The sequence below is a fragment of the Rhizobium sp. AB2/73 genome (assembly GCF_020871915.1).
In the GTDB taxonomy this organism is placed as follows: Bacteria; Pseudomonadota; Alphaproteobacteria; order Rhizobiales; family Rhizobiaceae; genus Rhizobium; species Rhizobium dioscoreae.
This window is the reverse complement of sequence record NZ_CP067072.1, coordinates 811482-831981: the sequence shown is the minus strand read 5'-3', so window position 1 is coordinate 831981 and position 20500 is coordinate 811482. Positions and strand designations below refer to the sequence as shown.

Below are 20500 nucleotides of genomic sequence, written 5' to 3'. Positions count from 1 at the left end.
GCGTCCCCCCTCAGAGCAGCGTCGTGCACTCGACCTCGACGTCCAGAAGCTCTTTCAGCTCCTCGTCGAGTGCCATCACGGTCAGCGTCGCGCCGACCATTTCGAGCGACGTGAAGTAATTGCCGATATAGGTCTTGTAGATCTTCAATCCCCGTTCGGAGATCTTCGTCTCGATCTTATCGTTGAGGATGTAGAGCTCGTTGACCGGTGTTGCGCCGAGGCCTGACACGAGGACGGCCACTTCCGTTCCGGCGGCCAGATTATGATCGTCGAGCACGATCTGGCACATATCCTCGGCTATCTCCGCTGCCGTCTTCAGCGGCTCGACGCGAACGCCGGGTTCGCCATGATGGCCGATGCCGACTTCCATCGTGCCGGGTTCGATCCGGAAATTCGGATGACCGACGGCGGGCAGAGTGCAGGGACCAAGGCCGATACCGACGGAGCGGCAATTGTCGATCGCTCTTTGCGCGGCCACACGGACTTCCTCAAGGCTTGCACCCTTGGAAGCCTTGGCGCCGCCGATCTTCCACATGAAGATTTCGCCGGCCACACCACGGCGCTTCTCGCGCTCCTCCGGTGGCGCCGAGCAGACATCGTCGTTGGCGACGACGGTCGCGACTTCGATGCCGTCCTTGGCGGCAAGCTTCGTTGCCATCTTCACGTTCATGTTGTCGCCGGCATAATTGCCGTAGAGGCAGATGACACCGCGGCCGCCGTTGGCTTCACGTATGGCGTCGTGGAAGCTCTTGGCCGTCGGCGACGAAAAGAGCTCGCCGACTGCGACCGCATCCAGCATGTTCTTGCCGGTATAGCCGATGAAGGCCGGCTCATGGCCGGAACCACCGCCGGTGACCACGCCGACCTTGCCGGCATGCGGGGCATCCTTGGCGACGACGACGCGCGGATTGTCTGCCAGACGGACGATATCCGAATGCGCCTTGATGAAGCCTTTTACAGTATCTTCAACGACTTCATCGGGATTGTTGATGAACCGCTGCATGGTCCCTCCTGTCGAAATTGTCGAGCGCTCGCGCTCAAAGAATTGTGTAGCCGCCGTCGATCAGCAGATCGGCGCCGTTGATCATGTCCGCGCCGGCCGACGAGAGGAAAACAGCGGCGGCTGCAATCTCCTGCGGGAAGGCGAAACGGCCCGTGGGGATGCGCTTCTTGGCGGCCTCGCCTTTTTCGCCGGCCCAGGCTTTCTTGCCGAGCTCGGTCAGCACGATGGTCGGCGAGATGGTGTTGACGTTGATGCCGTGTTTGCCCCATTCGGCGGCAAAGGTCTTGGACATGCCGATCACGCCGAACTTGGAGGCGCAGTATGCGACATGCTCTTCGATGGCGACCGTGCCGGCCTGCGAGGCGAGGTTGATGATCTTGCCACCCTTGCCGGCGGCGATCATTGCGCGACCGACAGCCTGTGTGACCAGGAACGTTCCCTTGAGGTTGATGTTGATCGTCTTGTCCCAATTGTCGAGCGGCAGATCCTCGGCGGGTGCGAGAAAGACGACGCCGGCACTGTTGACGGCGATATCGATGCCGCCGAAATGCGATACGACATCGCTGACCGCCTTGCTGACCGAGGCCGGATCGGACACGTCGCAGACGAATGCTTCAGCGCCGCCGCCGATTTCCGATGCCTTGGCCTTCGCCATGTCGACATTGATATCGAGAACCGCGACCTTCGCGCCCTTGGCGGCGAATGCAGCCGCGACCGCAGCACCGATGCCGGAGCCGCCGCCTGTGACAAGCGCCGTCTTGCCTGAAAGCGGGAAGTTCAAATCAATGTCTGGGGATGTCTCGGTCATCTTTTTCAAGCCTCTGTTTTCGGGGTGCGGCGAGGCGATGGTTCGCCCCGCCACATTGATCTTACTTGCGGGTTTCGAGCAGCTTGTCGACGTTCTCGGCCGTTACCGGAGTCCATGGAACATTGTAGTTCTTGTCCTTGCCGTCGTTGAACGGCATGGCCGGATACTGTTCCCAGATCTTGGATTCCGGCTTGTAGTTGCCCTTCTTGGCGGCAAAGATTGCGAGATCGAGGGCGCCCTGAGCCTGCGCGCTGGCGTCCTGCAGAATGGAGGTCATCGTACCGGCCTTGACGGCATGGAGCGCATCGGTGATGCCGTCAATGCCGGCAATGGCGAAGTCCTTGACGTTAAGTTTGGCAGCCTTGATCGCCTCGATCGCGCCGAGCGCCATCTCGTCGTTCTGGCCGATGACGCCGTTGATCTGGCCGGGATGAGACGTCAGCCAGTTTTCCATCAGGGTCTGGGCTTCGGCACGCGACCAGTTGGCGGTCTGATCTTCCAGCACCTTCACATTCGGGCACTCGGCAAGCGCCTTCTTGTTGCCTTCGAGACGCGAGATCTGAGCGGATTGACCGATCGGGCCTTCGAGGATGACGACGTTGCCCTTGCAGCCGATCTTGTCGAGGACGGTCTTGGCTTCCATGTAGCCGGAGATCGTGTCGTCAGAACCGACGTAGGCGGTCAGCAGGTCGGAATTGACGCGGGTGTTCGAGCCGACGACGGGGATGCCGGCGTCATGGGCCGCCTGTACGGCGGTTGCTGCGGCTTCGATATCGATCGGCACGAAGATGATCGCGTCGAACTTCTGCGTGATCATCGTGTTGACCTGCTCCTGCTGCACGAGCGCGTCATAGCGGCCGTCGAAGATGGTCAGATCGACATCTCCATTCTTGACGGCGGGGTGTTCCTTCAGCGCTGCCGACCAGATCTGCATGAATTCGGCATTCAGGCCGTAGGGCGCCGCGCCGATTTTCAGCTTCTTGTCCTGGGCGAGGGCAGGTGACGCCAGAATTGCGGTCGCTGCAGCAAGAGCAATCAATAATTTCTTCATTATAAGTCTCCTCCGTTGAAAGTCCGGCCGTCGCCTTGACGCGCCGTTTGGTTTTCCGAGTGCGAACACCGGAATGTTCTTCGGGCTCAGCCGCCCAGATTTCTTTTTTGGTCGAGCATGACGGCGCCGACGATGAGCGCGCCCTTGAGGACCTGTTGGTAGTAGGACTGGATGCCCATGAGATCGAGGCCGTTGTTCATGACGCCGATGATCAGCGCGCCGATCAGCGTACCCGTGATGCGGCCGACGCCGCCGGAAAGGCTGGTGCCGCCAATGACGACGGCTGCAATCGCGTCCAACTCGTAGGCGATGCCGGCCTGTGGCAGGGCGGAGCCGGTGCGGGCGGCAAGGATCATGCCTGCCAGACCGGAGAGGCCGCCGGAAATGACGTAAACGAGGAAGCGCAGTTTGCTGACGTTGATACCGGAGGTAACGGCAGCATGCGGATTGCCGCCGACAGCATAGATATAGCGGCCGAAGCGGGTACGGTTCAGGACCCACCACGCGATTATGAAGACAATGGCAAGCAGGATAACCGGCATTGGGACGGAGAGCACGCTGCCGGTGCCGATCCAGCGAAAATCAGCGGTGAGAGCCGGAACCGGCTTGCCGCCGCCATAGATCAGCGTCAGGCCGCGCGCGGCGGAGAGCATGCCGAGCGTCGCAACGAAAGCGGGAACCGCAAAGCGCGAGACGATCAGGCCGACCACGGCGCCGCAGGCGACGCCGACGAGCAGGCCGACGGCGAGCGCGACATAGGGCGGATAAGGTGCGCCGACGATGCCGGCCGTCGCCGACGTCGTTGCGAAGCTCGCGCTGACGATGCCGGTCAGCGCAACCACGGAGCCGACGGAGAGATCGATACCGCGGGTCAGGATGACAAATGTCATGCCGATGGCCAGCACGCCGTTGATCGAAGTCTGCAGCAGCACGTTGGAAATATTGCCGGCCGTCAGAAAATACTCATTCGAGAATGAGAGCACGATGGCGAGCAGCAGGAAAGCGAGAAAGATCCCGTATTCCTGAATGATCAATCGGCGCCGGTCCGAGCCAAACCAGGAATTGGATGGATTGTTGTCAGTGGCGGACATTGCAAATACCTCTTGTTGCCGGACGCGTTCTTTTGAGCTTCGTGGTCTGCCGCATTCAGGTCGACAGATGCACGAGCGATTGCGCGTCGGCCTCCTCCCTCTTGAGAATTCCGGCGGAGCGTCCCTGGCGCATCACCAGGATGCGGTCCGACATGCCGAGAACCTCGTCTATTTCGGATGAGATCATGATCACCGTGCCGCCTTCGGCGGCGAAGTCGCAGATGATGCGATAGATCTCGCGCTTGGCGCCGACATCGACGCCGCGCGTCGGCTCGTCGAGCAGCAGCACTTTCGGCCTGCGCAGGAACCATTTGCCGAGCACGACCTTTTGCTGATTGCCGCCCGAAAGGCCGGAGACGGGCATGCTGTCGCGCGCTGCCTTGATGCCGAAGCGCTGGATCATGTCCCGGCTGGCACTGGCCTCGGCCCGGCGATCCATCGAAAAATTGGGGCTCATTTCGGGCAGGCTCGCAAGGCAGATGTTGTTGCGAACGCTATCGATCAGGTTGAGGCCGGTCAGCTTGCGATCTTCGGTGACGAAGGCGATGCCATGCTGCATGGCTTCGGCCGGTTTGCGTACGGTTATGGGCTCGCCGGCAAGCTTGATCTGGCCGCTGCTGACGGCGTCGACGCCGAAGATGCAGTTGAAGATCTCGGTCCGGCCGGATCCCATCAGGCCGTAAATGCCGAAAATCTCCCCCTTGTGAGCGGTAAAAGAGATGTCGTTAACCTTGCCTTCCGCTGTGAGACCGGCGACTTCCAGCCCCGGCGTTGCCGTCGGCACGTTGGTCTTGATGTATTCCTCGCCAAGTTCGCGGCCGACGATCAGGCGGATGAGGCCAGGCCGGTCGATATCGGCAAGCGCGCCGCTGCCGACATAGGACCCGTCGCGAAAGGCTGTGTAGGAATCGGCGATCTGGAAAATCTCGGACAGGCGGTGCGAGACGTAGACAACGCCCTTGCCTTCAGCTTTCAGCCGCTCGATGGTCGCAAACAGCTGCTGCGCTTCCTTCTCGCCGATCGCCGAGGTGGGCTCGTCCATGAAGATCACTTCGGCATCGTGGCTGAGCGCCTTGGCGATCTCGACCAGCTGAACTTGCGCGACCGAGAGGTTCATCATGAATTGCGTGGCGCGGATATTGAACTGCAGCCGGTCGAGGAGCGACTGCGCGTTACGGTTCATTGTCTTGAAATCGATGCCGCCAAAGCGCGCCGATGGCTCGCGGCCAAGATAGATATTCTCCGCAACCGTCATGTGCGGGATGGGGCTGAGCTCCTGTTCGATGATGGCAATGCCGGCGGCCAGCGCTTCGGCAGGGCTTGCGTAGTCAACGTCCTTGCCGCGGCGGCGAATGGAGCCCGCATCGCGCTTGTGAATGCCCATCAGGATCTTGAGGAACGTCGACTTGCCCGCACCGTTGCCGCCGCACAAGGCGTGGACGGAGCCGGGACGCAGCTGAAAGCGCCCATCGCGCAATGCAGCGACGCCGCCAAAGGACTTCTTTAGTCCCTCTACTTCAAGCAGGAATTCCACTTTCCTCTCCCATTCCGGATGCCGTGGCGAGTCACGACGTCACCGTCGACGATTGCTTGGCATGGTTTGACAATATTCGAAATGCTTTCGACAAATGTCAATATGGTTATGCGGAAATCATGCGATTGCGGAGACGGTACGTTATCGTCACGAGGAGAATTCACTTGAGGGTGGGCCGGTACATATTTGTAATAAAATGGATTATTTAGTACGGAGGCGGCAAATGGGTCGGCTTGATAAAATGCCGCTTTGAAGGGATGCGGTGTAGACCGCATCAATGGACTGCAGCGATTGCACAGAAGAAATTCGTTGTGGGCGGGGAGAATCCGCTTAATCCTAAGATACCGAGCGGTTTCACGTAGTGCCTCTGGCAGCGGAGCAGGTAGAGATGCATCCATCGAAAATCACCATTCTCTCCTGCAGCATGGATCCGGAAAGCCGGAGCCGCCGCATGGGCCGTGAGGCAGAAAATCTATTGCGAGAGAGAGGGGCTGAGGTTGAATTTATCGATCTTCGGGATCTCGAGTTGCCTGTATTCGACAACTTGAACTGTTATCAGCATCCTTCCTATGACAGGCTATATCGTGCAATTCGCGATGCGGATGGTGTGCTGCTTGCTGTGCCCATTTACAATTGGTCGGTCGGCAGCGCTGCCAAGAGCCTGATCGAGCTTACCGGTGCGACGGGCGAGGGCGGACGAAAATCGGCCTGGTTCGACCAGATCGTCACCTTCGTCTGTTCCGGTGGGCTCCCGCATAGCTATATGGCATATGGCAGTCTCGCCATGTCGCTGATGCTCGATTTCAAATGCGTTATCAATCCCTATGTCGTCTATGCCACGGAGAGGGATTGGATCTATGGCGCCACCCTTTCCGACGCTCTTGCGGCACGGCTGAAGAAAACGATCGAGGTCAAGCTGGAATTGTCATCCGGCTTGAGAGCCAGAGCATATACCTCCGACTGGGAAATCTAATTGCCTTGCCTTGCCCCGATTGCATTCGATGCGTCCCATGTTAAGACTATTCATATTATGACCTAACGCTGATTATAAGAAGCGGCTGAGGCTGAGCAGCCGGAATCGGGGATCGGGAATGACGACAAATGCCCGGGCAAGGCAAAGGCTGGCACAAAGGGTCATCGATGAATTGCGCACGCAGATCGAGTCTGGCAAGCTTCAGGCAGGCGACCAGCTTCCGACGGAACCGCAGCTCGAAGCGGCCTTCGATGTCAGCCGTACCGTGGTGCGTGAGGCGATTGCCGATCTTCGTGCCGCAGGCCTCGTCAAGCCCGTTCAGGGTAAGGGGGTATTCGTTTCCGAAACGTCGGCGCGATCCAGCCTGCTACTGACGCCTGTCGAGGTCAAAAGCATCCCGGAGACGCTGGAACTGCTGGAATTCCGCATGGCTGCGGAAGGCGAGGCGGCCGCAATCGCCGCCTATCGCAGAACGGCCGAACAGGAGGCAGCAATTGCTGCCGCCAACCGCAAGATGGCACTGCTGATGGAGCAGGGGCTATCGACCGTCGAAGCGGATTATGAATTCCACATGGCGATAGCCGCTGCCACGAACAACCGCTTCTATGTCGATGTGCTTCGGCATTTCGGAGCCAGAACCATTCCGCGCGGACAGTTTCCGACATTACCTGAAGCGAATGATCGTGCCTATTTGGAGAAGGTCCATGCCGAGCATGCGGAAATCCTGACGGCGATCGCCGATCAAGACCCGGAGCGAGCGCGTCAGGCGATGCGAGCACACATGCTGGCGAGCCAGCGGCGCTATCGCCTTCTGGCCGAACTGCAGCCGCAATAATGCTCGACGCATTTGCGATGGTCATATTATGTCATATGATATTCAGCGATCGTCCGCGGTTGCGCTCGATGCTCGGGCGAGGTGATTAATGGTTCAGACGTCTTCCAGTGTGTCTCGCACATTCGTCTATGTCTCCGCGGCAGTTGCCGGAACGATCGATGCGTACAGGATGGATGGGACGACGGGCACGCTTACCCCAATATCCGGCATTGATGTCGGGCCCATGATCATGCCGATGGCCGTCAGCCCGGACCGGCGGCATCTCTATGCCGTCATTCGCGAGCAGCCTTACCGGGTACTGACGCTGGCGATTGACCCTGAAAGCGGCAGGCTAAGGCAGGAGGCCGTCGCCGCTCTGCCCGACAGCATGGCCTACATCTCCCTCGATCCGACAGGTGGGCTTCTATTCGCTGCTTCCTATGGCGGCAGCAAAATCGCCGTGCTGCTGATTGACAAGAACGGACTGGTCACTGCGCAGGCACAGCAAGTGATCGCAACCGGGCGCAATGCCCATTCGATCGTCAGTGACCGGACAGGCAAATATGTCTTTGTCACCAATCTCGGCTCCGATGCTGTGCAGCAATTCACTCTCGACGCCGAGACCGGGATACTGAAGCCGAACGATCCGATGCAGGTTGAGACCGGCGCTGGCTTTGGTCCGCGGCACATCGCCATCTCCCCTGATAACACGGCGGTGTACGTCCTGACCGAACTGACCGGCCATGTCATCCACTATGCGCTCGATACCAATACCGGCACCTTGAGCGAGATCGAAAATGTTGCTTCCGTTCCCGAGATTGCCGGATTGTCACCGGGCATCGCGCCGCCTGGTCCGGCGATATCCGGTGCGTCTGCGCCGGCCGTGGCTTCCGCCGACAACGGCAAGCCGAAGGTCTGGGCCGCAGATATCGACATCACCCCGAACGGCAAATTTCTTTATACGACGGAGAGAACCACCAGCCGGATCGCACTCTTCCGCGTCGACGCAGGCAATGGAAGACTGACCTACGTCACAAACTATCCGACCGAGCAGCAGCCGCGCGGTATCCGCATCGATCCATCGGGCCGGTTTCTTGTCGCATCCGGCGAGAAGTCCGACAGGCTGTCGGTCTATGCTATCGACCAGGCCGATGGCAGTCTCGGCCTGGTAGGACGATATCCGGTCAATGCTGGTGCGAACTGGATAGAGATCGTGACATTTCCTTGAGACGCGTCCGCATGCGGCAAGCATCAAGCCCCTTTCGGGCGAATATCTACACTGCTTTCGCAGCGGTTCCAGCAATCAGACTTTCGATTTCGGAGGAGGGAAGGGGCCGGGCGAACAGATAACCCTGAAGCAGTTCGCATCCGGCGCCTTCCAGAAAACGGGCCTGCTCCTCGGTCTCGACGCCTTCCGCTACGACTTCCAGATCGAGTGTTCTGCCAAGCGATACGATGGCGGAGGTAATGGCCATATCGCCGGGCTTTTCCGGAATATCGGCGATGAACGATCTATCGATCTTCAACCGGGAAAGTGGAAAGCGCCTGAGGGTGCTCAGGCTTGAATATCCTGTGCCGAAATCGTCCATCGCGAGGCTGACTCCCAGCTTCTTCAGTTCTTGCATCCGCTCGATGGCTCCTTCGATGTCACGCATGATCAAGCTTTCCGTCAATTCGAGCTCGAGCCATTGCGGATCGAGATGAGCGGATTGCAATGCCGATGCGACCTGGTTCGTTAGCGAACTTTCCAGGAATTGCCGCGCTGACACGTTGACGCCCATACGCAATGCGGGCAGGCCGCGATCCTGCCACAGCCGCGCTTGCTGACAGGCTCTGCGCAGAACGATTTCGCCGAGCGCGACGATAAGTCCCGTCTCCTCGGCGAGCGGAATGAAGGCGCCTGGAAGCAGCAAGCCTTCGGCAGGATGCTGCCACCGGACGAGGGCCTCGACGCCAATGATCTTGCCGCTGCGAACTTCCTTTTGCGGCTGATAATGGAGCACGAATTCATCCCGCTCCACGGCGCGCCGCAATTCTTCAATACGGGTCAGCTTGTTGCGGGCCTCCTCTGCCATCGCCGGCGTGAACAGTCGAATGGCGTTGCGCCCCGCTTCCTTGGCACGATAGAGCGCCGTGTCGGCATTCGCGAACAGTTCCGAAGCCGTCTTGCCATGCTCCACGGCGCAAGCCACGCCAATGCTGCAGCCCACGCGGATTTCGACCCCTTGTACGGTCATCGGCCTGGATATGTCTGCCAGAACCGCCGCGAGCCTCTCGCATATCGGCTCAGAGTTCTCTTCGAGAACGATGATGAATTCATCGCCACCAATCCGGGAAACGATGCCGCGACCGCCGACATGCGTCGATATGCGCTGCGCAACCACCGTCAGCAATTCGTCGCCGGCGGCGTGGCCGAGGGTGTCGTTCACCAGCTTGAAATTGTCCAGGTCGACAAAGGCAACGGCCAGAGACTTTCTTTTTCGTGACGCCGTTTCCAGCAGGGCGCTGAGCTTGCGGTCGAGCAACATGCGGTTGGGCAGGCCGGTGAGCGCATCATGTTCGGCCAGATAGGCGATGTGAGCGATGTCACGATGACGATCGATGGCTATTCCAACGGTCTGCGCTATGCCGGCGAAGAATTCCATAAGTCCAGCCTCGTCGCCATCGGTTTGCACCGTCACCAGGGCTCCATGTCGACCACCATCCCGAGAGAAAATAGGAAACAGCAGGGTGTCGCCGGCAAGAGGCTTGGTCTGCTCGCCGTCAAGAACGAAACGGACCTGTCTGCCATTCAGCAAGCCCTCGAGAAGGGTCCGGGCATCCTCGAAGAACACGTCAAGATCAACGCCGCGCGCCACATCCTGCAGGAGCTTCGTCTGAGCGCTCATCAATTTTTCCGCCCGTTTTCGGGCGGAAATATCGCGGGATGCTCCGACGACGCCGATGATGTTGCCGTTTCTATCGCGCAGCGGCACCCGCGACATCATGAGCCAGCCTTCGCCCTTGAGGCGCCGCTCTTCGACGCCGAGATCGGCCTTGCCGCTCTCCATCACCTGCTGTTCGACTTTTTCGATCTTGTGGGCATCGGCCATCGGGTGAATTTCGGCGTCGGTAAGGCCGATCAGTTCGTCGACATGCGTGAAGCCGTTGTTGAGGACGATCGCCATGTTGGCAAAAAGGAACCGGCCGTTCCTGTCCTTGGCATAGATATAGTCCGGCACGTAGTTGATCATCGCCTCGAGCCATTCGTAACGCTCGGCGAGAGACAGATATCGAGCCTGAAGCAATTCAAACGGCTCGCGGACCTGCTCATCCTCGACGTCTTGATCTCGGTGCGTAGGCTCTGACGATCCATCGGGCGGCTGCATCATGTATGTTCTCTCACCCGGTAAGCGGACTATATCCGCAGGCAGTTCTGCAAGAATAAAAGCATATAGGCATATCGACCGTCCTCGCTGGCGAGTTTGGTTCACCTGTTCACGTAAACGTTATCATATAGCCGAATTTATAAACATCCGCTCAAGTTTTACAGGAAGAACGCGTCCCAATGAGTGCGCAGGTGCTGGATTTTCCGGGATGATCCGTCGGCGATGAATGCCATTGCGGGTAGGGGGCAAAACCGGCTAAAGCGTAGGTGGTGGAAACACGGGATTTGCAAGGATAAAATAGTATGCGCGTGGGCAAAGCCGTAACAAGCGGCAATGTTGTGCTTGCCGGCATGCTGATGATGCTTCTCGGCGACTTCCTGTTTTCGCTGAACGATGCCATGGGCAAGTGGCTGGTTGCGAGCTTCTCCGTCGGCCAGATTCTGGTGATCCGCTCGTTCGGTTCGTTCATTATTCTGGCGCCGATGATCGCACGGCAGGGCAGTGACGCGCTTTTTCGCCTCGAACGGCCTCCGCTGCAGCTTCTGCGTGTCGGCATGACAACGCTCGACGTTGCTCTCTTTTACGCCGCTGTCGCCTATCTGCCGCTGGCCGATGTCATGACCTTCTATATGGCTGGCCCCATTTATGTGGCGGCGATCTCGCATTTCTTTCTCGATGAAAAGATCGGCTGGCGGCGCTGGCTGGCGGTTTTTGTCGGCTTTATCGGCGTATTGATCGCTCTCCGACCTTCTGCGGCAATGTTTTCCTGGCCATCGCTTTTCGGCCTTGGCGGCAGCCTCGCATTCGCTTTGACCCTCGTGCTCGGGCGACGGCTGCGGCAGACACGGGATGCGACCCTCGTCGCGTGGCAGACGGTCGGGGCGCTCATTGCCGGACTGGTGCTCAGCATTGGCGACTGGCGTCCCGCATCCGCGCTCGATTTCGGCGCCATGCTCGCCCTCGGCATCGTCGCCGGCAGCGCCCATATGCTGATAACCCGATCCCTGAAGCTTGCTCCAGCTTCGCTGCTTGCTCCGCTCCAATACAGCCTGCTGGTCTGGGCAATCGTGCTGGGCTTCGTTTTCTTCGGCGATATTCCCGACACCCAGATTGTCATCGGTTCTGCGATTATCGTCGTTGCCGGGCTCTTCATCTTCCATCGGAAGAACCTGGTGGATACGGTCCCGAAAGACGACGTTGCTCGGGATGGACATTGAGGCAGTATGGCGGCCACCGCGACGTGCAGACTGACGGACATCCTTGATCTGAACCTGCGCTCGACCAGGCTGAAGATCGTCATCCTTGCTCCCAACGTTGGCTTTGATCAGTGCGTCGAGAGGCGAGACTGTCGCATCTCTAACTGGCCCAACTGTCGCATTACTAAATAGCCGCTACATACAAACATCAGATAAGATTTATTATGGAACATAAATCGATATGGCGAGCCCCGGCTTTGTGATTGCGAAGGCAGCTTCAACACTTGAGTGCGGGCAATTTTGAAACCGATCCGATGCCGGCATATCCGCTACGAAACGATGGGCCGTCTTTCGGATGAGTTTCAGTGATCGGCTTCGCGAGTGGCGGCGTCCGCGCTTACCAGCAGCTTGTCGATCCTGCGGCCGTCGAGATCCACGACCTCGAAGCGCCAGCCGCTTTTCGAGAAGCTTTCGCCCACATCCGGAAGATGGCGCAGCTCCTGCAGCACGAAGCCTGCAACCGTCTGGTAGTCACGATCGTCCTCGATCTGCAGGTTCATGAAATCGGCAAACTCATCGATGGGCATCCAGCCGGATACGAGATAGCTGCCATCGTGACGGCGGACGAGAGCCTGCTCGCCGCCGGCATCGGTTTCCTCCTGAACGGCTCCCAGGATTGCTTCGAGGATATCGCCCGATGTGATGACACCTTCGAAGTGGCCGTATTCGTCGTAGACGAGCACCATATGCGAGGAAGAGCGACGCAGCGCCTTGACCACGTCAAGGGCGCTGGAAAGATCCGAAACGATCGGGACCTGTTTGGCAAGCTTGAGAATGTCGGCTTGCCCGCCGGAAACCAGGGCATCGAAGAAGTCCCTGGTTGTCAGCACGCCGACGATTTCATCGGAGCTGTCCTTGCGCAGCGGCAGCCGTGCCTTCTCGGTGCGGCGAAGCTGTTCGCGAACCTCGTCGAAACCGTCTTCGATATCGATGACCTCCACATCGCGACGCGGTGTCATCAATGCTCTCGCGGTGCGGTCGGCCAATCGCATGACGCCCGAGATCATCGCCTGCTCTTCCGTCGCAATGACGCCGGCGCTTTGGGCTTCCGCCAGAACCGTCTTGATTTCCTCATCGCTGACACCATCCGCAGCCTTGCCGGATTGACCGAGCGCACTCAGAACCAGCCGTCCCGAGATGTCGAGCAACCAGACGAGCGGCGCTGCGGCCCGGGAAAGAAACACCATGGCCGGCGCGACCTTGCTGGCGACCGCTTCCGGCGCCCGCAAAGCGACCTGCTTCGGCACGAGCTCACCGATGATCAGCGACTGATAGGTAATGGCGATCACGACGGAACCGACGCCTATGGCGTCGGCGGCTGCAACAGAAAGACCCTGCGCGGCAAGCCAGCCCGACAGCCGAGCGCCGAGTGTGGCGCCTGAGAACGCGCCGGACAGGACGCCGACGAGCGTGATGCCGATCTGCACTGTTGAAAGGAAGCGGCCCGGTTCGTCCGCGAGTCTCATCGCCATGGTGGCGCCTCTGCTGCCTTGGTCGGAAAGCACTTTCAGGCGGGCAGGACGGGATGAGACGATTGCCAATTCCGACATGGCAAGCACGCCGTTCAGGAGGGTGAGGACAATGACGATAGAAATTTCGAGAAGCAAAATCAGCCCTTTTTGGTTGCAGCGGAAAGATAGGTGGCAAAGGCTGCAAAAGCCAGGGTTCCACGGAATATGATCTCCGCGGCGCTGTCACCGAGGCCAATTTGTTGAGGCTATCGCATGGCGGGCAGAATATCCGCAGCGATCTCTTCCATGGTTTCCCCTAGCGGCCGTCCCTGCGCGATAAGATTGAAGGCGACATGATGAATGCCCGCTTCACGCATCGCCGATAAGGCTTCGATCAACCCTCGCCTGCCGGTTCTGCCGCCGAGATTGATTTCCTCATAGGAGGCGTGGGGGTTATCGAGCAGATCCAGGACCATGGACTGACCAAAGCCGCGAAAATCGGCGGTGACCTTAGCCCGGGCATTGTGCCAAAGCGCCAACCGGTCTTTCTGAACGGATAGCGGCCGATAATAGGTCATCCAGGCTGACGCGTGCCGAGCGATCCATTCGAGCGATTGCGACGATGAACCCACAGCCACCATGGGAATGGACTGTTGTTGCAGCACAGGTCTTATGGCGAACTCTTTCCGCACGCGACCGCCTTCATCGACGACCTTCTGATCCGGGCTAAGCGCAACGGCGAGGCGCTCCGAATGCGATTGAAAGAGCGCTTTGCGGTTTCCAATATCCTCTCCGAAAACATCATATTCGCTCGGCCGGTCTCCCGAGCCGAGACCGAGGACGAACCGGCCTTTCGACAGAGAGGCGATGGACAGCACTGCCTTGGCAATATGGAGCGGATGCCGCAAAGGCAGCACGATTGCGCCCGTCGCCAGGGCGATCCTCGATGTGGAAGCGGTTAGAGCTCCGAGGAAGACCCAGGGATCGGCATGTCCGATCGGATCAGGATAGCTTTCGCTGTTAAGGGGAACATCCCTCACCCACAGCGCATCGAAGCCCAATTTATCGGCTTGGGCCGCAATGCCGAGCTGAGCATCGAACTCTATGTCGGCAGCGGTTCTCGTTTGCGCCGGCAGGACTATGCCGAATGAAAGCCTGTCTGGATGGAAAAGCACGCCGCACCCTGAAATTTATATCCTTGCAAGGAGATAAGGAGCTTTGCGCTTGAGGAAAAGGGGCCGTGCAAGGCGTACGGCGATTGTGCAAGGCACGTAGTCCGCCCCGTGGAGCGGACTGTCATTGTGTGATGGGTCCAGTTCGGATCCGTGATCGCGGGCCGATGCTCAGCTAGCGGAAATGCACTGCTTGACGTAATCGCGTAATGCTTTCTTTTCCAGACCTTTCGCGGTGCCTTCGTCATGACAGGTCTTGCGTTTCGCCAGGATCGGATACTTCTGCTGCAGGCAGCTTTTGACTGCGTCTTTGCGCGCGTCGCCCTTGAGGCCCTGCCCCGTTGCATCCTGCCGGCAGGCTTGCCGTGCCGTCTTGATCTCATCCTTCGAGGGCTCGGTCGACGACGTGGCCGATGTAGAAGGGGTTGTGGCGGGAGCTGGCGTTGCGGTCGTCGCAGGTGTCGTCGTTTGGGCGAAGACGACGGTTGCGGAAGATAGAGCGAAGAGAGCAGCGGCGGTCGCACTGAGCAGCTTGCTGGTCATGGGCATATCCTTTTGCCTGAAGGCCATTCGTGTTCAAGCCGCCGACCCCATTACGAGGCCGGCGCCCTTCTTGAACGATGGTCATCGGCTTATCCGTCGTTCGGACTGCCAAAAAACTTCCGGTCGCCTGCAACGTCGGTAGAGCACGACGCTTCGAATGCTTTCACCCGAATGATGAGCTCGAAACCCTTGTTGATGTCGTCGTCGCGACACTGCTATGGCTTCATGCGACACCCTCCATGGAGACGATGAAGACGCCGGCGCCAGACTGGATCGCCTTTCTTTTCCTGCGCAACGCCGGGATCGATACCAATGCCTACGACCACTGTCTCCATCACAAATTCTCCGAGTGCAATATGCCGATGGCGCGATCCCGCTCGACTAGTGGTTCGGCACCTTTCACGACGGCTCGAAAGAGGCCGAGGACCGCATGAATAAGCGCTTCATGGAGCGCGCCAAGAAATACGCAGAAAAGCAGGCCCGCCGCTCCGGGACGCCAAGCTGGCAAAGAGCCGAAACCTGGCTGGATTCTTCCAGCCAGGACAATGATCTCAAGGACTTGCCAAAGGCGCTATGTGCTCCATATGCGCGTATCGAGCTCTCCCCCCGCCACCGGTTCAATCGACCGTTGATGGCGGGAAATGCCGGAGCCTGCGGCCCTCCTTCCGCAGGCTCCGGCCTTGTCACTTGCTGGTGACTGGATGTCGGGCCTATATTCTCCGTCGTAAGGTCAGGAACGGAACCGGCTCTTGGCTAACGGGCACGTCAACAATCCCCATACGCGATAATATCGTATCCGGTTCGGCAACCTTCGACGAGCACAGGAATGACCCGATGCCCCATATAATTTTGAAAATGGCAGCAGGAAGAAGCGAAGCAATGAAACATGCCGTGGCCGAAAATCTGATCAAGGCGGTCATCGAAACACTCGGCGTTGACGAGAGTTCGGTATCGGTCGCGATCGAGGATGTGGCGATGTCCGATTGGACTGGGAAGGTCTATGTCCCCGATATCCAGGGTAAGTCAGACACGATCTATAAAAAGCCGGGTTACGACCCGTTTCGGTGAGGGCTAGTCAGCCGGGTCTGGCAGAGAGACGCAGATTACCATCTGCATCGCTGCCCGCACTCACGCGATCATAGTCCTCAATAGTAGGATGCCGTGTGAATAACGGCGTCCGATGGGTCGCGCTGATCACAAGCACGGAAGCACCCGAGGCCTCCGCCGCCTCTATTCCCGCTGGCGCATCCTCAAAAATAAGACATTCTTCAATAGATTGCGCCAACATCCTTGCAGCCAACATGAAGCAATCCGGCGCCGGTTTGCCATGCTGCACATCCTCGCCTGCGATCAGAATTTTCGGCCAGGGAATACCGGCTGCCGCAATGCGGACCTTGGCAAGTTCACGGGGAGCGGATGTGACGATCGCCCAGCGATCCAACGGCAGGCTTTTCAGAAAGCCGATAGCGCCCGCGATCGGTTCAACGCCGGCAACATCATCGATTTCGGCCTGGGTGAGTATCCTGACCTCTTCGGCAGGATCGATCCCTGAAAGTCCGAGGCGGGTGATCGTCTCGATCGCCTTACGACCATGAACGGTCGCCAGCAAGGCGATAGCATCGACGCCGCGTCTTTCCGCCCACGAAGTCCAGACCCGTTCGGCGACCGCTATCGAATTCAGGACGGTTCCATCCATGTCGAACAGGAAGGCGCCGAAGGAGCGGTCGTCAAAGGGCATCAGGGTCGATCCTCGACTTTTGGGTTGGATGACAGACGATCGAGGATAGCCTGCGCGGTATTGGCATCGGTGACCAAAGCGTTGACCATTCCTGATCGTGCCGCGCCGATAATGCCGCTTGCTTTGCCGGGAGTAGCAGCAACGGCGATGCAGAGCGGCACCTTCCGCAATTGTGCGGGAGAGGCTGCAATCATGCCCTCCTCTCCATCCCAGTGCAGGATCTCGCCCTCCTCGGTGACGTAGTGGCGCAGCACATCGCCGGCCGCACGGCTCAGCGCCTTTTCGCCCGGCAACGCTGTTTCCGAGGGGTTGGCCGCATGTGTCAGCCCGACGCCGACGATTGCCGCGTCCAGCCTGTCCCAGAGAGATGTCACCTGCTGGACTGTGGGATCTCCGAGAAACGCATCCCGGAGTTCTGTCGAAGAGATATAGGGCGCATGCAGAAAATGCGGCACGCCACCCATCTGGACCGCCGCCTGACGCACGAATTCGTTGATCTGGAAGTGAGGCGCTGCGTGCTGCATGCCGCCGTTCAGCGCAACCGTGAGGATACCAGGCAATTGCGGCAGACCAGCCAATGTCACCTCGCGCACCGCCCGCCCCCAGCCGATGCCGAGCGTCGAACCTGAACGCAGGCCCGCCTGCTGCAGAAGCGAGCCGACAGGCGCGGCAAGCGCGCTCAGCACGTTCGATGACGGCGTATCGATTACGGCAGCAGTGCGCAGCTTCAGGCCGTCGATCAGCGCTGCGCTCAGATCTTCGGCGGGTGAGAGATCTATCACCTCGATCCGGACGATCCCGACTGCCCGCGCTCGCTGCAGCAACCGCGAAACCGTTGCCGTCGACAGACCAAGCTTCCTGGCAATATCCACCTGCGCCATATCGGATTGGTAATGCAGCTTGGCGACCGTGTGCAGCAACGCGCGATTTGCCGCAGCCTCCTGCGATTGAGACGAATTCAGATTGAAATTCCTTTCTGCAATGTGTTACACATGCGGCACTTGAGGAGTTATCGCTTAAAAAGCCCGGTTACGCAACGTTTATACCGCGCATGAGAGTCCTCAATTTCAAGAGTATTGCCCTCTTCGAGGAGTGGGGAAGGCGTGCTCGTATGGGTGCCGTTCGCAACGGCTGGAGGAAGGATCACATGACGAAATTGACGACAGCGGAGATGCGCGGCTACCAGCAGATTTGCGGCAGCGACGGTGCCATGATGGTGATTGCCTGCGATCAGCGAGGCGGCATGCGCAGCCTTCTAGCCAAGGACCCGGCCGAGCAGGCGGCGATCTCCGACAAGGTGCTGGGGGACACGAAGGCCGATATCGCCCGCTTCCTCGCGAGCAAGGCGTCCTGTGTTCTCGTCGATCCCATCTGCGCCGTGCCGGCGCTGGTCGATGATCGTGTCCTTCAGCGCGATACCGCACTGCTGATCGGCCTCGATGCTTCCGGCTGGGATACATCGGCAGACGGCTATCGTCTGTCGAAGCTGGTTCCCGGGATTTCCGCGCGCCGCGTGCGCCAGCTGGGGGCAACGGGTGGCAAGATCATGGTCTATCTGCGCTCGGATCGGGATGCGGCGAATGCCCACAATATTCAGATCCTGAAGCAGTGCATCGAAGATTTCGCGCATGAGGATCTTCTGCTGGTCGTTGAATTCCTGACCTACAAATTCGAAGACGAGGACGAGACAGACTATAAGGCGAAACTGCCCTCTCTGATCGTCGGCGGCAGCAAGATCTGCCTCGATCTCGGTGCCAAAGTCTTGAAAATCCCTTATCCGGGCTCGTCGGAAGCCTGTGCCGAAGTCACGCGCCTTTCCGGCAATGTGCCGTGGGCGGTGCTGTCGGCCGGTGTCGACCACGCCACCTTCCTCAGCCAGGTCGAGGATGCCATGCGCAACGGCGCTTCGGGCGTCATCGCCGGTCGCTCGCTGTGGAAAGACTGCATCTCGCTCGATCGTTCGGTAACCAAGGATCGTCTGGAGACGGTCGCGGTGCCGAGGCTTCGCGAAATTCAGGCCGTCATCGCGACGCACTTCAAGGGCACAGGCTCTAACGGCGATGATCAAAGGCGGCGCGCCCATGGCTGACATCGCCATCGGTGTCGATATTGGCGGCACGAATATTCGTGCCGCCCTCGTCTCCGTTCAAGGCGAGATCCTTTCCAAGCTGTCGGAAAGAACCCCGACCGATCCGCTGTTGGCATTGGAGCGCGTCATTGCGATGGCGCGCTCGCTCGACACTCGTGAAGTTTTGGGGATCGGTGTCGGCATACCAGGGCGGGTCGACGTCGACAGACGCGAGATTCTGTCTGGCGGCATCCTCAACCTTTCCGGCCTCGATTTCGTAAAACGGCTCGAGACAGCGCTGCAAAAACCTGTTGTCATCGAGAATGATTGCAGCATGGCGTTGATCGCCGAAATGCGGATCGGCGGCGCCAAGGGCTATCAAAACGTCGCGATGCTGACGATCGGGACAGGCATCGGGGGTGCTGTCGCCCATGCAGGACGCATTTATCACGGGCATAGGGCGGCAGGGCAGCTTGGTCACATCTGCGTTGCGCAGGATGGCCCGCCCTGCCCTTGCGGCAGACGCGGCTGCGTCGAGACCTTCAGTTCCGGAACCGCTTTGCGCCGGCATATCGCCGAATCCGGATTATCCGTCACGACAATTCGTGAAATCCTCGAAATGGCAGCGGAAGGAAACGACACGGCGGTCCGTGTGCTGCGCCAATGGGCAACACCCTTGCGTGCCGCACTCGACAATATTGCAGCGACCATGGATCCGGAGATTATCCTGCTCGGCGGCGGGCTTGGTTGTGCCGCCGCACGGGCTCTTGCCGGCTTACCGGCCGCCGCTCCCTGGTTTTGCCCCGCCATATTGCCAGCGAAGCTTTCAGACGATGCCGGCGTAATCGGCGCCGGACTTTCGATTTTCGACGCTGATGCCGTGCCGCAAGGAAAGCGGGTCGTCATGGTCAACGGCGTGCCGGCTTCCGGCAAAAGCCGTCTGGCCAAAGCTCTGTCGCTGCGAACCGGCTGGCCGGTCCTGTCTCTCGACGGCATCAAGAACCCGTTTCTCCAGCATATCGGTGCGGTAGACCGCGACTTCAACCGGACGCTGGGAAAGGCGAGCTACCAAGCGATCTGGTCTTTCATCGCTGAGGCGCCCACGGGTTCGACCTTCATTGTCGATGCATGGTTCGGCTTTCAGCCGAAGGCTCAACTAGAGAGTTATCTCAATGCTGCGCAGATAGGCCATGTCGCGGAGCTCTGGTGCAAGGTGCCTGGATCGGTTGCCGGCGAGCGTTACGCCAGTCGGTTGAAGGACCGATTGCCTGGACATCCAGGTGCCGAATATGTGCCGGAATTGGTAGCGCTTGCCGATCGGGCCGAGCCTATGGGATGTGGTGCCGTAATGACGGTCGACCAGACGGAGGAACCGGATATGGCGGCTATCACGGCCTGGCTTTCAAAGGTCTTCGAGGGCGAATGATAAGCGCCGCCGTCCGGGCAGACGGCATAAATGCGAAATATTCCTGAACTGTCGTGCGACGCTATGTCCCCGGCGGATGCCGGCATCGTGTGCATGGAAGAATTATCTAGCTATATCAGCAAGATGAAAGAAATAGTTTGCAGAAAAAAATTACTTGACGTGCCGCGGTAACCCACTGATTATCGCTTTGCCGGACAGGGGAGG

General features: G+C 59.2%; 19 protein-coding genes. 8 read left to right on the top strand and 11 right to left on the bottom strand.

What is annotated here, in order from left to right:
• Positions 1-10 precede the first annotated feature (10 nt).
• From I8E17_RS23465 to I8E17_RS23445, 5 genes are all read right to left on the bottom strand, one after another.
• Complete coding sequence (locus I8E17_RS23465) at positions 11-1003, bottom strand: dihydroxyacetone kinase subunit DhaK (RefSeq protein WP_069615581.1); 993 nt, start codon at positions 1001-1003, stop codon at positions 11-13.
• 34 nt (positions 1004-1037) lie between these two features.
• The gene (locus I8E17_RS23460; RefSeq protein WP_069615706.1) at positions 1038-1811 is read right to left on the bottom strand and encodes an SDR family oxidoreductase; all 774 of its coding nucleotides are present in this window, start codon (positions 1809-1811) and stop codon (positions 1038-1040) included.
• 61 nt (positions 1812-1872) lie between these two features.
• Positions 1873-2862 carry a substrate-binding domain-containing protein gene (locus I8E17_RS23455; protein ID WP_069615580.1) on the bottom strand — a complete coding sequence of 330 codons (990 nt, stop codon included), beginning with the start codon at positions 2860-2862 and terminating at the stop codon, positions 1873-1875.
• An 86-nt stretch (positions 2863-2948) separates the two neighbouring features.
• Positions 2949-3953, bottom strand: coding sequence for a sugar ABC transporter permease (locus I8E17_RS23450; RefSeq protein WP_069615579.1), 1005 nt, complete (start codon positions 3951-3953; stop codon positions 2949-2951).
• Between the two features lie 55 nt (positions 3954-4008).
• Positions 4009-5487, bottom strand: coding sequence for a sugar ABC transporter ATP-binding protein (locus I8E17_RS23445; RefSeq protein WP_069615578.1), 1479 nt, complete (start codon positions 5485-5487; stop codon positions 4009-4011).
• Between the two features lie 388 nt (positions 5488-5875).
• Between I8E17_RS23445 and I8E17_RS23440 the strand changes: the two genes are divergently transcribed.
• The 3 genes from I8E17_RS23440 (at position 5876) to I8E17_RS23430 (ending at position 8502) form a co-directional block, all read left to right on the top strand.
• Complete coding sequence (locus I8E17_RS23440) at positions 5876-6460, top strand: NADPH-dependent FMN reductase (protein ID WP_069615577.1); 585 nt, start codon at positions 5876-5878, stop codon at positions 6458-6460.
• Between the two features lie 118 nt (positions 6461-6578).
• Complete coding sequence (locus I8E17_RS23435; RefSeq protein ID WP_113366736.1) at positions 6579-7295, top strand: FadR/GntR family transcriptional regulator; 717 nt, start codon at positions 6579-6581, stop codon at positions 7293-7295.
• 88 nt (positions 7296-7383) lie between these two features.
• Entirely contained in the window at positions 7384-8502 is a 1119-nt protein-coding gene (locus tag I8E17_RS23430) for a lactonase family protein (RefSeq protein ID WP_069615575.1), read from the top strand.
• A gap of 46 nt (positions 8503-8548) precedes the next feature.
• On the opposite strand, the gene I8E17_RS23425 is transcribed toward I8E17_RS23430, so the two are convergent.
• A complete protein-coding gene (locus I8E17_RS23425; RefSeq protein ID WP_083258341.1) occupies positions 8549-10645 on the bottom strand; it encodes a GGDEF and EAL domain-containing protein in 2097 nt (698 codons plus the stop codon).
• 299 nt (positions 10646-10944) lie between these two features.
• Here I8E17_RS23425 and I8E17_RS23420 point away from each other — a divergent pair, with 299 nt between their 5' ends.
• A complete protein-coding gene (locus tag I8E17_RS23420) occupies positions 10945-11859 on the top strand; it encodes a DMT family transporter (protein ID WP_069615574.1) in 915 nt (304 codons plus the stop codon).
• Between the two features lie 341 nt (positions 11860-12200).
• On the opposite strand, the gene I8E17_RS23415 is transcribed toward I8E17_RS23420, so the two are convergent.
• The 3 genes from I8E17_RS23415 to I8E17_RS23405 form a co-directional block, all read right to left on the bottom strand.
• Positions 12201-13505, bottom strand: coding sequence for a hemolysin family protein (locus I8E17_RS23415; RefSeq protein WP_069615573.1), 1305 nt, complete (start codon positions 13503-13505; stop codon positions 12201-12203).
• A 110-nt stretch (positions 13506-13615) separates the two neighbouring features.
• Entirely contained in the window at positions 13616-14524 is a 909-nt protein-coding gene (locus tag I8E17_RS23410) for a TIGR03571 family LLM class oxidoreductase (RefSeq protein WP_219511601.1), read from the bottom strand.
• 168 nt (positions 14525-14692) lie between these two features.
• Positions 14693-15064: a PsiF family protein gene (locus I8E17_RS23405; RefSeq protein WP_069615704.1), complete on the bottom strand. Its 372-nt coding sequence runs from the start codon at positions 15062-15064 to the stop codon at positions 14693-14695.
• A 430-nt stretch (positions 15065-15494) separates the two neighbouring features.
• Between I8E17_RS23405 and I8E17_RS23400 the strand changes: the two genes are divergently transcribed.
• Positions 15495-15761: a hypothetical protein gene (locus I8E17_RS23400; protein WP_069615571.1), complete on the top strand. Its 267-nt coding sequence runs from the start codon at positions 15495-15497 to the stop codon at positions 15759-15761.
• A gap of 137 nt (positions 15762-15898) precedes the next feature.
• A complete protein-coding gene (locus tag I8E17_RS23395) occupies positions 15899-16132 on the top strand; it encodes a tautomerase family protein (RefSeq protein ID WP_069615570.1) in 234 nt (77 codons plus the stop codon).
• Between the two features lie 7 nt (positions 16133-16139).
• On the opposite strand, the gene I8E17_RS23390 is transcribed toward I8E17_RS23395, so the two are convergent.
• Together I8E17_RS23390 and I8E17_RS23385 are read right to left on the bottom strand one after the other, a co-directional pair.
• Positions 16140-16802: an HAD-IA family hydrolase gene (locus I8E17_RS23390; RefSeq protein WP_069615569.1), complete on the bottom strand. Its 663-nt coding sequence runs from the start codon at positions 16800-16802 to the stop codon at positions 16140-16142.
• Entirely contained in the window at positions 16802-17722 is a 921-nt protein-coding gene (locus I8E17_RS23385; protein WP_176728059.1) for a sugar-binding domain-containing protein, read from the bottom strand. Before I8E17_RS23385 ends, I8E17_RS23390 begins: the two co-directional genes overlap by 1 nt.
• Before the next feature lie 227 nt (positions 17723-17949).
• On the opposite strand from I8E17_RS23385, the gene I8E17_RS23380 reads away from it, so the two are divergent.
• Together I8E17_RS23380 and I8E17_RS23375 are read left to right on the top strand one after the other, a co-directional pair.
• Positions 17950-18891 (top strand): tagatose-bisphosphate aldolase, encoded by a 942-nt coding sequence (locus tag I8E17_RS23380; protein ID WP_069615701.1) that lies wholly within the window; start codon positions 17950-17952, stop codon positions 18889-18891.
• Positions 18884-20296: an ROK family protein gene (locus tag I8E17_RS23375; RefSeq protein ID WP_069615702.1), complete on the top strand. Its 1413-nt coding sequence runs from the start codon at positions 18884-18886 to the stop codon at positions 20294-20296. The genes I8E17_RS23380 and I8E17_RS23375 overlap by 8 nt, the downstream gene beginning before the upstream one ends.
• Positions 20297-20500 lie beyond the last annotated feature (204 nt).